The sequence below is a fragment of the Pseudomonas sp. F9001 genome, assembly GCF_013385435.1.
Taxonomy (GTDB): domain Bacteria; phylum Pseudomonadota; class Gammaproteobacteria; order Pseudomonadales; family Pseudomonadaceae; genus Aquipseudomonas.
This window is the reverse complement of the sequence record NZ_JACAPX010000011.1, coordinates 285,900-301,115: the sequence shown is the minus strand read 5'-3', so window position 1 is coordinate 301,115 and position 15,216 is coordinate 285,900. Positions and strand designations below refer to the sequence as shown.

Genomic DNA, 15,216 nt, shown 5'->3' with positions numbered 1-15,216 from the left:
AACTCGTTCGGTAAACCCTGCAGATGCTTTCAATTCGCCGATCGATTTGATCCAAAGGGAATGTTCATGTCGCAACCCGTTCGCTTCACTTTGCGCCCGCTGGCGCTGGCCGTTACTGCTACCCTGTTGTGCCTGGGCGCGCTCGACGCGCAAGCCGCCGAGTCGCCGTCGACTCAGGAAACGGCCCGCCACTACACCATCGCCGCGGGTTCGTTGGTCAACGTGCTGAACAGCTTCGCCGAGCAGTCCGGGATCTTTTTCGCCGGCCACAACAGCCTGGCCAGCGGCAAAACCAGCCCGGGCCTCAACGGCAGCTACACCCCGGCCAGCGGTTTGCAACGGCTGTTGCAAGGCAGCGGCTTGCAGGCCGTGCCCCAGGGCAACAACGGCTACGTGCTGGAGTTGGTCCCGGCCAACACCGGCGCCCTGGAACTGGGCGCCACCACCATCTCCGGCGAAGGCCTGGGCGCCACCACCGAAGATACGCACTCCTACACCACCGGCGCCATGGCTTCGGCCACCGGCCTGGCGCTGTCGATGCGCGAGACGCCGCAGTCGGTAACAGTGATCACCCGCCAACAAATGGACGACCAAGGCTCCACCAGCATCGCCGACACCCTGCGCCGTGCACCGGGCGTGAGCGTGCAGAATTACGACAGCGAACGCTGGGAGTTTTCCAGCCGCGGCCTGCCGATCACCAACTTCCAGTACGACGGGGTCAACTCCACCTACGACGGCGTGTATGACTACGGCACCACCAGCACCGACATGGCGGTGTATGACCGCCTGGAAATCATCAAGGGCTCAGCCGGCCTGATGTCCGGCTCCGGCGATCCTTCGGCCACGGTCAACCTGATTCGCAAAAAGCCCACCCGGGACTTCAAGGCCTCGGTCACCCAGACCTTCGGCTCGTGGGACAACTACCGCACCGAAGGCGATATTTCCGGGCCTTTGACCGACTCCGGCAACGTGCGCGGGCGCTTCGTCGGCGTGTATCAGGATCGCCAGTCGTACCTGGACCACTACCAGAACACCAAGGACATTGCCTACGGCATCCTCGAAGCCGACCTGACGCCGGACACCCTGCTGACCTTCGGCATCGACCAGCAGGACACCCGCTCCCGTGGCGCCAGCTGGACCGGCTTCCCGATGTACTTCAGCAACGGTTCACGCACCGACTTCTCGCGGTCCTTCAACCCGGCCGCCGACTGGAGCCGCCGCGACTTCCAGAACCAGACCCTGTTTGCCTCGGTGCAACAAAAGCTCGCGAACGACTGGTCGCTGAAAGTCAGCCTCGACCGCAAGCGCAGCCAACACGACACCCTGCTCGCCTCCGCCAGCGGCGGCAACCCGGACCCGGTCACGGGCAACGGGATGTACATGTTCATGGGCAAATACAAGGGTGACCAGGTGCAAAACACCCTGGACATCAACCTCAATGGCCCCTTCAGGCTGTTCGGGCGCGAGCATGAATTGATCATGGGCTTCATGGCCACCCGCTCGAAACAGGACGTGCCGGTGTACGGCTCGATCTACCCGCCCGTGGGCGGCAGCATTTACGACTGGCGCGGCGAATACCCGAAGCCTGACATTCCCCGCAGCGGCCAGAACGACATCGTGCAACGCCAGACCGGCGCGTACCTGGCCACGCGCTTGAAACCCACCGATGACCTGTCGGTGATCCTTGGCACCCGCGTCAGCAACTTCAGCGGCACCGACAACACCGACTTCTACGACCCGACCAAGGCTGACAACCGTTTCACCTACCGCCAGACCGGCGTCGTCACGCCCTATGCCGGTATCGTCTACGACCTGAATGACATCTGGTCGGTGTACACCAGCTACACCAAGATCTACAAACCGCAAAACAGCAAGGACGCCGACCGCAAGTTGCTCGATCCGATTGAAGGCGACACCTACGAAGCCGGGCTCAAGGCCGCTTTCTTCGACGGCCGCCTGAACGCCAGCTTCGCCGCATTCCGCATCGAACAGGACAACGTTGCGCAGTACGTTTCCGGGTTTGAGACCGACTCGGTGTATCGCCCGATTGCCGGCGCCACCACCAAGGGCTTTGAAGTCGAACTGGCCGGTGAAGTGCTGGACGGCTGGAACGTATCGGCGGGCTACACCTACCAGCACAGCCGTGACGCCAACGGCGATTACGTCTACGGCTCCGTGCTGCAAACCACCACGCCCCAGCAAGTGGTGCGGTTGTTCAACAGCTATCGCCTGCCCGGCGCCCTGGAGAACCTGACCGTGGGTGGCGGCGTGAATTGGCAGAGCGAGTTCTTCGGCAATGTGTTCCAGCCCGATCCCAACGACTCGGTGAATTTCGGCCACAACTCACGCATTACCCAGGACAGCTACTTCCTGGTGGACGTGATGGCGCGCTACCGCTTCAACGAGCACCTGAGCACCACGTTGAACGTGAAGAACCTGTTCGACAAAAAGTACTACACCGGCCTGGGCAACTTCGGTACCGGTTTCTACGGCGAGCCGCGCAGCCTGCAATTGGCGACCCGCTGGGATTTTTGAGCCCAAACGCCAGACTGCCGTAGCGCCCGCAACGGCAGTCGACTCGGGCTACACCCCGTCAGGAAGGTACGTCTTTTGTTCTGGCCCGGCCCATCCGACGATGCAGGCTCCGGTCGCCCATAGCACGTGGGCGACCTTGCACAGAGCCTGAACGCCATGGATGACTTACCCTTTCTGTCCCACCTGTTGAAGAATATTTCTCCCTCCGCCCTGGACCTGATCAAGCACCAGGCATTGCGCCTCAAGGACGATCAAGTGCTGATCGCCGAACTGATCGCCGGTTTGATCAGACTGGTTGCCCAAGGCACCACCCCGGCAACCGAACCCATCTTGATCAGCGTGCCGGAAAATACCATGCTCGGTCGCTGGGTGCGGCTCTTCTGTGACGCCATCGGCCGCCCGGCCTTCCGTGAGTGGGCCTCACGCCATGACCTGGAACTGGCGAGCCTGGTGTTTCGGGGCGGCGATCTGCAGGCCACGATCCTGGAAGGCACGGTCAAAACACCGTACACCTTCACCCTGGACAAAGACTCTGATTGGTGGCGCGTCGCGAATCCGATCCTGGAGGTGGTGCAGATTATCGATACGGTCAACGCCGGCTTGCCATTCATGGAAAACCTCGTCGAACCTCATTCGAGGACGCTGCCTCTGAACCTGGTATTGCCCTTCTATGGCTACCCGGTACCGACCAATCATTTGCAGGCTCAGGTGATTCTCGAAGAGATCCATACCCTCGACACGCTGCCCGGTGTCGATGAAAGCGGGCGGCTCAAATCCACCCTGCGCAAGCGCTTGACCGAGGAGCAGCGGGATTACCAACAACTGGCCGATGCGCTGCAGACGCTCCTGGAACAAAGTACAAACGGCAGCCCGCCTTTCGATTGGCTGCAGCTCTACCTGCAACGATGCACGCTGGACTCGGACTCAATGTTGTCGAGCACCTTAAAGTACGCGGCACAGCTGCTTTACGCCGTGACGCAGGGAGAAGAGTTCGCGAGCCTCAACCCTGCCAGTCAAGGCGCTGCCCCCACTTACCGCTATTCCGTCGACCAAAAAGTAGTGATCGCCGTGACCGACGGCCGCGAGGCCAATACCTCACCTCTGGATCGCTCCAACAACTCAGCGCTGAATCAGCAATGGGATGAGCTGGAGCGCCTGGCCAATCTCGCCCATACCGACATATTGCCGGACGCCAGCCTCAGCCTGGCCGCGCTGATGACGGTGTATCGGCTACCCCGTCCTGCCAGTGCAGGGGACGTTCAGGTCCTGGTGGAACAACTGCGCGCCACCAGCGCAGCGACGTTTCCCTATGTCAGCTCGGCCGCCCACTCGTTGGTGGCCGTCAGCAAACACATGCGCCATATCGCAGTCCTCAATGACCGTTACACCATGCAAGCAGCACTCAAGTCGATCACCCTCGATACGCAGCTCACTAGCACCCTGGACATGACGTTCAACCTGGCGGCTGACTCGCCCTTTGCCACTCTGGTGGACAAAGGGGCGCAACTGCTCGCAGGTTTGCGCCAGGAATCGGCCTTTCAACGCGTGAGCGCCACCCGCCAATTCAACCTTGCCCGGGTGTATGTACTGAACGCGGACGGCGAACTCAGTGGTTACGCGCTGGACGATGCGCCCAAGGTACTCACCCGTGCGGACACACCGCTTTCAAGCCTGACCTCGATGGCCGAACCCCTGTTGGAACTGGCCCGCCAATCCGGCGGGCGCATCAGCACCAATGGCCAGGTCAGCTTGCGCCAGTTACTCAACCTCTACCAGATGGCGCTACCGGCTACCCGTGACGAAGCCCATGCCACGGCACGCATCCTGCGCATCCCGACAACCAAACAGCCACGCCACGGCAACTACTGGCGGGCATTGCAGGTGATGCCACTGCTGGCGGCGCAACGCAAACAGGTGCTGCAGACCGTCGCCGCCTTCCTGCCCAACCAGGACGTAAAACTGTTCGACTACCTGAGCGAAACAATCGTCGGCGAAAAAAACCGTGACCAGGTGCGCGCCGAGGCTGATCTGCTGCTGCACCAACTATTGGCATCGCCCCCGGCCCAGGCACTGGCCGCGCGGCTATCGGAAACCGTGGGCTGGTACGGTGAACACGCCAGCGCTGCAAACACCCGTGCCAGCAGAAACGCACTGTTGTTTGCCGCACTGATTCTCAGCCTGGACGCGAATGCTGGTAAGCAGCGGGCCACTGTCGCCGGCTATGACCTGACCGATTCCTACAACTGGGGCCTGACCTTCCATGAAGTCCGTAACGCCGTAGAAGCCATGGTCCAGTTCAAGGTCCTGCGCACCAGCGCCGTACCCATGGCCGCGCACCTGTTGCTGGCGGGCATCGCCCCGGAATTCCTGGTGCGGGACATCCCTGATGAGGTGTCGTACATGAGTTCCCATACCTGGGTACATTTCAAGCAATACGTGGACCTGATCGAAGCTGAAACACCGGGTGCATCACGGGCCATGCGCTTCACCGACTTCATGGCGGTGATCTACTTCATCATGCCCTCCCGCCGGGTTCGCCGAGGCAGTCTGCCGATCGTCGACTGGGCCGTGGCCAACGGAGTACTGGCCAAAAACGTTGATGGGCACAGTACCACGCAGAAGAATCGCGCCATTGCCGCGTTGAACGAGCAGCTCAACCAGTTGCAGATCAGTTCCGAGTTGAAGAAGAACGGGCATACCAGCCTGTATGAGATAGCCTTGCAGGATCTTCAGCGGGTGTTTGCCGGTAGCACCGATCTGGAGCGAATGGTCATACAATGGCAGGCCAGGCCTGGTAACCGCTCGGAGCCGGATATCGCCGCCAATACCGCCGTTTCCCTGGTTCAGTTGCACATGGCAGGCAAGCTGACCAAAGGCACAACGCAATGGCGCTCGACCCTCAAGGACGTTGATTTCGCCAGCATGGCGTCACGGTTCGATGAGTTGGGGTCAATCCATTCCACTTTCGCGGCCGAGTTCGAGAAGCGCTACACGGCGGTGCGCGCCGCGCTGCTACAGTCGATCGTGTATTGGATGTCACAACTGCCCCTGCTTAGCCGTAAAGGCATGGAATATGGCAGCCTGGAATTCCATCGCCTGCAAACGTCACGCACCAGTGCTGGCGGGCAGACATCGGGCATCGGGAGATTCGGGGTGCTGGTGTTGTGCAGGTACGCCGGCGACAAGCGCTTCTACGAATTTCTCCCAAAGCAACTGAAGGTTGCCCCATTACCGGGCCTGACCCTGCAAATATTCGAACAGGCCCTGCGCACCGGCAATACCCAAGGCAGCCCGCTGCCGATCGATTGGTCAGCGTACGCGCGCGGCACCATTCCCAACGGGCAGCAACACGCGACGGTCATTGCCCAACGTTTTGCCGAGCTGCCTGCCGTCTATGGGCCGGGCCCTGTGGTACCCAACACCTTCACCTCGCCACGCAGCCTGGCCATTGCCAGCATCGTGATTGACCAGCACTTGCTGGTAGGCGCCGATGAGGCGCGAGCGGCGGCGAAGCAACCCCTTTCCCTGGCAGACGCCATCAACGGCGTAGATCCGCGGATCGGTTTCCTGCGCAGAATGGAACCCGAAACCATGAAATGAAACGTTGCAGGCCGGTTTCTGTGTAATCATTCACTGCATTGTTTCCCGGTGAGACTTGTAGTGATGCGATCGCCCCTCGAACCGACTGCCCCTTCCTTCTGGCGCGACGAACGCCTGCCGTTCATTGAGGCTCGCACCATCGCCGACGGGCGGAAGGTCTGCTACACCCGCCACACCCACGAGCACTTTTCCATCGGCGCGATCACGGCCGGGCAGAGCCTGTACATCCATGGGGCATCGACCTTCAAGATCAGCACCGGCACCGTGGTCTTGATGAATCCCGGGGATGTCCACGCCTGCAACCCCATTGATGATCTGCCCTGGTCCTATCACATGCTGTATATCGATACGGCCTGGCTGACCGACCTGCAGCACCAGTTGGGTTTCAGCAAGGACCAGGACTTTCGTCCGTTCACCGCCACCCACACCACGGATGTCGCGCTGTACCGCGGGCTGAACGAGCTGTATGAGGTGCTGGTGGACAACCACGCCGAACACCTGCACAAGCAGAGTGCGGTGGTGAGTTTTTTCACCGAGGTGCAACAACGCCTTAACCCGTCGGAGACCCCGGTGCGCGAGGTCAATCACAAGCTGGAGCGGGCCGCCGACTATATCCGCGAACATTGCACCGAGGCCCTGAAGCTCGAAGACATTTGCCAGGCGGCTGAACTGTCGCCGTCGTACCTGATTCGTGCGTTCAAGCAGTATTACGGCATGACGCCCCACGCATTCCTGGTCAATCGCCGTATTCAGTTTGCCCGCACCCAGTTGCGCAGCGGCCAGTTGATCGCCGACGTCGCACTGGCGGCCGGCTTTTCTGATCAGGCGCATTTCCAGCGCACGTTCAAACAGCACCTGGCGGCGACGCCCGGGCAATATCGCGGCTGAATCAGGCCAGCAGCAGATACCCCACGCTGGCCACCAACAAGGCGGCCATCGAGCGATTGAACAGGCGCATGCCCTGGGGATTGCTCAGGTAGCGGCGCAGGAACGTCCCGGCGTACGCCCAGCACGCCACCGACAAGTAGCAAATCACCAAGTAGATCGTCGCAAACAGCCAGACTTGCTGCGCATCGCCATCGGCGACAAACAGCCCCATGCCTGCCACACACGCCAGCCAGGCCTTGGGGTTGAGCCATTGCATGATCGCCCCATAGAGCATCGACGGCGCCGCGGCCGTGCCTTCAGCGTCCAGGCGCCCATCGTCCACTGCCAGCTTCCAGGCCATGTACAACAGGAACGCCACCCCGCCCCATTGAATCAGTTGGGTCAGCAGCGGCCAGCGCACCAGCACCTCATGCAGCCCCAGGCCGATCAACACCAGCAGCAAGGTGAATCCCAACGCGGCTCCAGCCACGTGCTTTTGACTGGCGGCAAACCCAAAGCGCGCCCCCGAACTGATGGCCACCACATTCACCGGTCCCGGCGTGATGGAAGTGGCCAAAGCGAAAGCGGCCATGGAAATGATCAAGCTCATTGCAATTCCTTTTTGTTGTGCGGGTATGAGCTGAACCTTAAGGAGAAGATGGATCGCGGTATTGAAGAAAATGCCCCTGCCGGGAATGACCGAAAAAACCATCAGTTGAAACCCTTAGCCCACCCGCTGCAAAAGACAAATTTATTCCATTGATATAACTGTATTTTTCTCTTTCCAAAGGGCGTTTTTGATAGGAAAAAATGCGTGTTTCCCAAGGTAGGCACGGTGCTAGAGTCGAGCGCACATCTGGCCGGATGACCTCAACCTGCTCACAAAAAAGGAATCGCCATGTCACGTCGCTTATTGGCAGCTGCCTGCCTGTTGCTGTCCTTCTCCGGGGTTCAGGCCGCGGAACGCTGGGAAACCCTTCCGCCCACCCCGGCGCCGATTGCGGGGGCCAAAACCGGCTATGCCGCCGTCAATGGCATCAAGGTCTACTACACCAAGACAGGGCATGGTTCGCCGGTGATCCTGCTGCACGGTGGCCTGTCCAATTCCGATTACTGGGGCAACCAGGTCAAGGCGCTGGCTGCCAAACACACGGTCATCAGCCTCGACAGCCGTGGCCACGGGCGCAGTTCCCGGGACGAGAACCCCTTCGGTTACGACTTGATGGCCGATGATGTGGTCGCCGTACTCGACAGCCTGAAAATCCCCCGTGCCGATATCGTCGGCTGGAGCGACGGCGCAATCATCGGTATCGATCTTGCCCTGCGCCATCCCGACCGTATCGGCAAGGTGTTTGCCTTTGCCGCCAACACCCAGACCTCCGGGGTCAAGGATGGCGTAGAGAAAAATCCGACCTTCGCCGCCTTCATCGAGCGCGCCGGCAAGGAGTACGCCAGGCACTCGCCGACGCCAAAAGAGTACGACGCCTTCGTCGAGCAGATCAGCCATATGTGGGCCAGCCAACCCAACTGGACCGACGCGCAACTGGCGTCCATCAAGACTCCGATCCTGATTGTCGACGGCGACCACGATGAGGCGATCAAGCGAGAACACACCGAATACATCGCGGCGACCATTCCGGGAGCGGGCCTGCTGATTCTGCCGAACACCAGCCACTTCGCATTCCTGCAGGACCCGACGCTGTTCAATGCCGCGCTGCTGGACTTCCTGGACAGCAAATAGCCCCGCCTACTCTCCTGTCATCCGCTCCAGGCTGTTGCTCAAGTGCAACAGCATGGCGGCCCGGGCCGCGTCCGGGTCCTGGCGGCGGATGGCTTTCAGGATCGCCTCGTGCTCAAGGTTCGCCAGGCGCCCCAGTTCCATCAGGTCCGCGTCGCCGCGTTCCTCGGCATTGATCCGGGTGCGTGGGATTACCGAGTGGCCCAGGTGATAAATCACGTCGGTGAAATAGGTATTGCCGGTGGCCTGGGCGATCAGGCGATGGAAGCGCACGTCAGGCTCAACGGCACTGTCGTTGTTGGCCAGCGAGTCCTGGTAATCATCCAGTGCCTGGCGCATCTGCTGCAGTTGTTCATCGGTACGGCGCAAGGCTGCCAGGGCGGCTGCCTGGGTTTCCAGGCCCATGCGCAGTTCAAGAATGCCGCGCACGCTGGCGGCGGTGTCGTGGGTCAGGTGCAGGCCGTGGCGCTCGTCGCGCTCCAGCACAAAGGTGCCGACACCGTGGCGGGTTTCCACCAGCCCGGCGGCCTGCAATTTGGAAAGCGCTTCGCGCACCACCGTGCGGCTGACGCCGTACTCGCCCACGATGGCCGACTCCGACGGCAGCTTTTCACCCGGCGCCATCTGCCCCAGGAGAATCTGCTGGGTCAGCGCGGTGACGATGTCGTGGGCAAGGCCCGGGGAGCGCTTGCGATGAGGTGCCGAGCTGGGGTTTTGCATCAGGAATTCCGTTCTGGGGCGCTTGGCAATACTAGCATTCTTAGACGAGCCAACTTGTATGACAACAAACTAATACCTGTAGGAGCGAACCTGCCCGCGAAAAACCCCGTCGCAGCGCAAACATTGCACAAAACCGCGCAATCTTTGACGATTTTCGCGAGCAAGCTCGCTCCTACAGAGGGTTGCCATCTTTGAAAATGCAGTTGTATGATGTCTATCAAGTTGTCTGACATCTCTGGCAACCCAAATACGTCCCCGCACAACAATAATCAGTGGGAGTTTGACCTCGTGACCCCTTCCAGCCCTGCGACAGCTGCGCCTGCCACCGACCCGGTCCTGGCCCGCGCGATCAAGAAGGTGAAGAGCCATGTGCTCCCACTGTTCGTGATCATGTTCATCGTCAACTACATCGACCGCGTCAACATCGGCTTTGTGCGTACCCATATGGAGCACGACCTGGGCATTGGTGCGGCCGCCTACGGCTTCGGCGCCGGGTTGTTTTTCATCGGCTACGCGCTGTTCGAAGTGCCGTCCAACATGCTCCTGCAAAAAGTCGGCGCGCGCATCTGGCTGACCCGCATCATGTTCACCTGGGGCATCACCGCCACATTGATGGCCTTCATCCAGAACGAAACCCACTTCTACATCCTGCGCTTTCTGCTGGGCGTGGCCGAAGCCGGCTTCTTTCCCGGGGTGATCTACTACTTCACCCGCTGGCTGCCCGGCGTCGAACGCGGCAAGGCGATTGCAATCTTCCTCAGCGGCTCGGCCCTCGCCTCGCTGATCTCCGGCCCCTTGTCCGGCGTGCTGCTGCAAATCACCGGGCTGGGCCTGCATGGCTGGCAGTGGATGTACATCATCGAAGGCATGGCGTCGGTGCTGCTGTGCTTTTTCGTGTGGTTCTGGCTGGACTCCAAGCCCCACGACGCCAAGTGGCTCAGCCTTGAAGAAAAGGATGCGCTGGTGGGCGAGATCGACCGCGAACAGCGCGAGCGTGACGCCGCCACCACGGTCAAGCCGACCCTGGGCAAGCTGCTCAAGGACCGTCAGATCATGCTGTTCTGCGCCCTGTATTTCTGCATCCAACTGACGATCTATGCCGCCACTTTCTGGTTGCCGAGCATCATCAAAAAGATGGGTGACCTGAGCGACATCCAGGTGGGTTTCTACAACTCCATACCGTGGTTGATCTCGATCATCGCGATGTACGCCTTCGCGGCACTGGCGGGCAAATTCAAGTTCCAGCAAGCATGGGTCGCTGCGGCACTGTTGATCGCCGCCGTCGGCATGTTCCTCTCCACGACCGGCGGGCCGATCTTTGCCTTTATCGCCATCTGCTTCGCGGCGATCGGCTTCAAGTCGGCGTCCTCGCTGTTCTGGCCGATTCCCCAGGGTTACCTGGATGCACGCATCGCCGCGGCGGTGATCGCATTGATCAACTCCATCGGCAACCTCGGCGGGTTTGTCGCGCCCACCACCTTTGGTTTCCTGGAACAGACCACCGGCTCGATCCAGGGCGGTTTGTATGGCCTGGCGGGCACTTCGATCCTTGCGGCCATCCTGGTGTTTTTCGCCAGGACACTGCCCGGCCCGACCACCAGCAGCGTGCTGCAACCCGCCCCCGTCTTGAGCAAATAAGGACTACACGATGAACACAGAACACCAGCACCACGCCAACAGCGCCCCGGTCGTTACCGGCCTGCAAGTCATCCCGGTGGCCGGCCACGACAGCATGCTGCTCAACCTCAGCGGCGCCCACGGGCCGTTTTTCACGCGCAATATCGTGATCCTTACCGACAGCGCCGGCCGTACCGGCGTCGGTGAGGTACCCGGCGGCGAACGCATCCGCGAGACCCTGGAAGACGCCCGCAGCCTGGTGATCGGCAAGCCCATCGGCCAGTACCAGAGCATTCTCAACGCCATGCGCCAGACCTTCGCCGCGCGGGATTCGGCGGGCCGGGGTTTGCAGACGTTTGACCTGCGCATCACCATCCATGCCGTCACGGCGATGGAAGCGGCACTCCTGGATTTGCTCGGCCAATTCCTCGAAGTCCCGGTCGCGGCCCTTCTCGGCGAAGGCCAGCAGCGCGACGCGGTGAAGATGCTCGGCTACCTGTTCTACATCGGTGATCGCCAGCAAACCGACCTGGCCTATCGCAGTGAAGACGATGCCGAAGACTGGTTCCGCCTGCGTCATGAACAGGCCATGACGCCCGAAGCCATCGTGCGTCTGGCAGAGGCGGCCAAGGCGCAATACGGCTTCAATGACTTCAAGCTCAAAGGCGGCGTACTGCGCGGCGGCGACGAAATCGAGGCGGTGACTGCACTGGCCGAACGCTTCCCCGATGCGCGCATCACCCTGGACCCCAACGGCGCCTGGTCGCTGAAAGAAGCCATCGCCCTGTGCCGCGACCAGCATCATGTGCTGGCCTATGCCGAAGACCCTTGCGGCGCGGAAAACGGTTACTCCGGGCGCGAAGTCATGGCCGAATTCCGCCGTGCCACCGGGCTGCCCACCGCCACCAACATGATCGCCACCGACTGGCGGGAAATGGGGCATGCGATCCAGTTGCAGTCCGTGGATATTCCCCTGGCCGACCCGCACTTCTGGACCATGCAGGGCTCGGTGCGCGTGGCGCAGATGTGCCACGAATGGGGCCTGACCTGGGGCTCGCACTCCAATAATCACTTCGACATTTCCCTGGCGATGTTCACCCAGGTGGCCGCCGCCGCGCCGGGGGAAATCACGGCCATCGACACCCACTGGATCTGGCAGGACGGCCAGCGGTTGACCAAGGCTCCGCTGAAGATTGTCGACGGCCACATCAAGGTGCCGGCCAAACCGGGCCTGGGCGTGGACATCGACATGGACGCCGTGGCCCACGCCCATGAACTGTACAAAGGCATGGGCCTGGGTGCGCGCAATGACAGCGTGGCGATGCAGTTCATGATTCCGGGCTGGACGTTCGATAACAAGCGGCCGTGCCTGGTGCGCTGACCTCAGCTGAAGATCATCGAAAAGTGCGCGCCCACCCCGGCGCGCACACCCTCGCCGACCGCCAGCGCCACCGAGCCGCCGGCCAGGTTGGCATCGCCGCAGGCAAACACACCGGGCACGGTGGTCTGGCGCGTCTCGTTGGTCAGCAGGTAGGGCCCGGTCGGCCCTTCGACAAACTCACAGCCCAACTGCTCGGCCAATGGGCTGGCCATGCGCGTACGGGACAGGGTGAAAATACCGTCCAGCGCGATCATCCGCCCGTCTGCCAATTCCACATCCGCCCGCTCACCGACAATCCGCCGCACCGCCGAGCTTTCGACGCTGACCCCGCGCCGATCCAGTTGCGCCTGCTGCTCGGCATCCGGCACAAATGCGCCGTTGGTAAAGAGCGTGGTGGCGCCCCAGTCCGGCAGCAGCATGGCGTGATGCATGGCCAGCGGCGACGTCGCCAGCACGCCGATGCGGCCTTGATCCAGTTCATAGCCGTGGCAATACGGGCAATGGAACACATGCTTGCCCCAGCGCTCCTTCAACCCCTCGACCTCGGGTAACTCATCCACCACGCCGGTAGCGAGAATCAAGCGTTTAGCGTTGAACTCACCCTTGCAACGGGTTTTCACCACGAAGCCATCCTGGTTTCGAGTCGCTTCAACGGCGGTGTCCTGCACCCAGGTCACCGTCGGATATTCCATCAACTGCCCTCGCCCTTCGGCAGCGATCAGCTCCGGCGGCTGGCCATCCTGGCTGAGGAAACCGTGGGAAGTGGCCGCAAACCGGTTGCGCCGCTGCCCGGCGTCAATCACCAGCACCTTGCGCCGAGCCCGCGCCAGTTGCAGCCCGGCGGACATTCCGGCGTAGCTGCCGCCGACGATAATCACGTCGTAAACCATGAAGATGACCTCTCTGGTGGCCCTTGCATCGGTTGCCGGGCACTCACGACACACCATAAGTTACATAAAAATACCTCGTCAAGCGTCTCGCAACTCCAATCGTTACGAACGATACTTTCGGGCAGGAACTCCAGAGGCTTGCAGATGAGAAACGACACCCGGCTTTCGCGCATGCTCCATGTGCTGATCCACATGAGCCGCCACGAGGAACGCGCCACCTCGGAGACCATCGCGCAGATGCTTGGTACCAACGCGGTGGTGGTACGCCGCACCCTGGGCCTGCTCAAGGAGAAAGGTTATGTGCGTTCGGAAAAAGGCCATCAGGGTGGCTGGATGCTGGGCAAGCCGCTGAGTGAAATCACCCTGCTGGACATCCACAATGCCCTTGGCACGTCGTCGATCTTTGCCGTCGGCCTGTCCACCGATCATCCGCAATGCCTGGTGGAACAGGCCGTCAATGCGGCGCTGAACCAGGCGTTTGACGATGCCCAGGCGTTGCTGCTGCAGCGTTTGGGAGAGGTGACGCTGGCACAGTTGGCGGATGATTTTGACGAGCGCTATCGGGTGGCGATAACGCCCGCACCCTGTGCGTGATGCACGCGACGCCCTAAGCGCCGCCCACCGAGCGCCACGCTGCCTCGGCCAGGGTTTCCCGGTACACCCGAGGGCTACTGGCCGAGCGCCCGGCCAGCCAGGCACGGCAGTAGCTGTCGGCCTGGCCGATGATCAGTGATGGCAAGAGTTCGGCGGGCACCTGGCTGAGCTGATCACCCCGTCCAGGCAGCATCATCCACTCCTTCAGCATCGCGTTGCGCGCCTGATTGCGGCTTTCCAGTTCAGCGGCGAACGGGCCCTTGGTCACCGCGAAATGCGCGTGGTACTGGAAGCGCGCCCACTGCGGTTCGCTGTCCACCCAATCGACATAGCTGTGGACCAGTGCGTACACCCCCTCCTTCGCCGTTTTGGCCGATTCAAGGTAGCGCCCACGCAATTCGGCCTGATCCTCCAGCGCGGTAAAAAACAGCGCGGCGACCAGGCCTTCCTTGTTGCCGAAGTGATGATAAATGGCGCCGACGCTGGTATCGCAGCGCGCGCGGATCATCTCGATGGTGGTGGCTTCAAGGCCCTGCTCGTTGAACAGGTCCAGGGCTGCCTTGAAAATATCGCGCTTCAATTCGGCCCTTCGGCCAGGGAAGCAACGCTGAAGCAGATCCGGGGTTTGCATGCTGAACAGGAACTCGGTCAGTGAAGAAGAACAAGCCCGGGCAGCTTGACAGATTTCCCATGGGCAGAATACTGTTCCGCTACAGAACATTATTCTGTAACGGAACAATATTCCGTAAAATTCATTTAATCAGCGAGGCAGCACCATGAGTCAGGCCCTGAGCATGTTCAACAGCGTTGGCCCCGAAGCGTTCAGCAAACTGGCGTGCCAGATGGCGCCCTACTTCAGCACCATCAATCCGTTGATGACCCAGTTGCGTCCGGGGTTTGCCTCGGTGGAAGTGCCGTTCAGTAAGGCCATCACCAACCACCTGGGCACGGTGCACGCCATTGCCATGTGCAACGCTGCGGAGTTGGCGGCGGGTACCATGACGGACGTTTCCGTGCCGGCGGGTGCGCGGTGGATTCCCAAGGGGATGACGGTGGAGTATCTGGCCAAGGCCAAGAGCAGCGTGACGGCGACGGCCAATGGCGAAGGTATCGACTGGCAAACGGCGGGTGACAAAGTGGTGCCGGTGGAGATGCTGGATGCGGAGGGGAAATTGGTGTTTACCGCGCGGATTATCATGAATGTGAAATTGGGGTGATGGGGTTGGGGGCATATCCGTTGCTGCGGTTATGGCCGCTATTGGGTTGCGCTCTCA

Annotated in this window: 12 protein-coding genes; 8 read left to right on the top strand and 4 right to left on the bottom strand. The window is 61.2% G+C overall.

Annotated features, from left to right (window positions below; genetic code table 11):
• Nucleotides 1-66: 66 nt before the first annotated feature.
• The 3 genes from HX818_RS10190 (at nt 67) to HX818_RS10180 (ending at nt 7,023) form a co-directional block, all read left to right on the top strand.
• The gene (locus HX818_RS10190) at nt 67-2,535 is read left to right on the top strand and encodes a TonB-dependent siderophore receptor (protein WP_371315708.1); all 2,469 of its coding nucleotides are present in this window, start codon (nt 67-69) and stop codon (nt 2,533-2,535) included.
• 156 nt (nt 2,536-2,691) lie between these two features.
• A complete protein-coding gene (locus HX818_RS10185; RefSeq protein ID WP_177019982.1) occupies nt 2,692-6,135 on the top strand; it encodes a hypothetical protein in 3,444 nt (1,147 codons plus the stop codon).
• 63 nt (nt 6,136-6,198) lie between these two features.
• The gene (locus tag HX818_RS10180; protein WP_177020123.1) at nt 6,199-7,023 is read left to right on the top strand and encodes an AraC family transcriptional regulator; all 825 of its coding nucleotides are present in this window, start codon (nt 6,199-6,201) and stop codon (nt 7,021-7,023) included.
• Nucleotide 7,024: 1 nt separating this feature from the next.
• Here the strand turns inward: HX818_RS10180 and HX818_RS10175 are convergent, their stop codons facing one another.
• Nucleotides 7,025-7,612, bottom strand: coding sequence for a LysE family translocator (locus HX818_RS10175; RefSeq protein WP_003207442.1), 588 nt, complete (start codon nt 7,610-7,612; stop codon nt 7,025-7,027).
• Between the two features lie 288 nt (nt 7,613-7,900).
• Here HX818_RS10175 and HX818_RS10170 point away from each other — a divergent pair, with 288 nt between their 5' ends.
• Nucleotides 7,901-8,743, top strand: coding sequence for an alpha/beta fold hydrolase (locus HX818_RS10170; RefSeq protein ID WP_177019981.1), 843 nt, complete (start codon nt 7,901-7,903; stop codon nt 8,741-8,743).
• A gap of 6 nt (nt 8,744-8,749) precedes the next feature.
• Here HX818_RS10170 and HX818_RS10165 read toward each other — a convergent pair whose 3' ends face one another.
• On the bottom strand, nt 8,750-9,460 hold the full coding sequence (locus HX818_RS10165) for a FadR/GntR family transcriptional regulator (protein ID WP_008435219.1): 711 nt from the start codon (nt 9,458-9,460) through the stop codon (nt 8,750-8,752).
• A gap of 288 nt (nt 9,461-9,748) precedes the next feature.
• Between HX818_RS10165 and HX818_RS10160 the strand changes: the two genes are divergently transcribed.
• Both HX818_RS10160 and gudD read left to right on the top strand, forming a co-directional pair.
• The gene (locus HX818_RS10160; RefSeq protein ID WP_008435222.1) at nt 9,749-11,098 is read left to right on the top strand and encodes an MFS transporter; all 1,350 of its coding nucleotides are present in this window, start codon (nt 9,749-9,751) and stop codon (nt 11,096-11,098) included.
• Between the two features lie 10 nt (nt 11,099-11,108).
• Nucleotides 11,109-12,458, top strand: coding sequence for a glucarate dehydratase (gene gudD, locus HX818_RS10155; RefSeq protein ID WP_003207434.1), 1,350 nt, complete (start codon nt 11,109-11,111; stop codon nt 12,456-12,458).
• Nucleotides 12,459-12,460: 2 nt separating this feature from the next.
• On the opposite strand, the gene HX818_RS10150 is transcribed toward gudD, so the two are convergent.
• The gene (locus tag HX818_RS10150) at nt 12,461-13,348 is read right to left on the bottom strand and encodes an NAD(P)/FAD-dependent oxidoreductase (protein ID WP_177019980.1); all 888 of its coding nucleotides are present in this window, start codon (nt 13,346-13,348) and stop codon (nt 12,461-12,463) included.
• Between the two features lie 144 nt (nt 13,349-13,492).
• On the opposite strand from HX818_RS10150, the gene HX818_RS10145 reads away from it, so the two are divergent.
• Nucleotides 13,493-13,942: an Rrf2 family transcriptional regulator gene (locus HX818_RS10145; protein ID WP_177019979.1), complete on the top strand. Its 450-nt coding sequence runs from the start codon at nt 13,493-13,495 to the stop codon at nt 13,940-13,942.
• 13 nt (nt 13,943-13,955) lie between these two features.
• Here the strand turns inward: HX818_RS10145 and HX818_RS10140 are convergent, their stop codons facing one another.
• Complete coding sequence (locus HX818_RS10140; protein ID WP_177019978.1) at nt 13,956-14,573, bottom strand: TetR/AcrR family transcriptional regulator; 618 nt, start codon at nt 14,571-14,573, stop codon at nt 13,956-13,958.
• A 145-nt stretch (nt 14,574-14,718) separates the two neighbouring features.
• Here HX818_RS10140 and HX818_RS10135 point away from each other — a divergent pair, with 145 nt between their 5' ends.
• A complete protein-coding gene (locus HX818_RS10135) occupies nt 14,719-15,159 on the top strand; it encodes a hotdog fold domain-containing protein (protein ID WP_008435232.1) in 441 nt (146 codons plus the stop codon).
• The last annotated feature ends 57 nt before the right edge of the window (nt 15,160-15,216 follow it).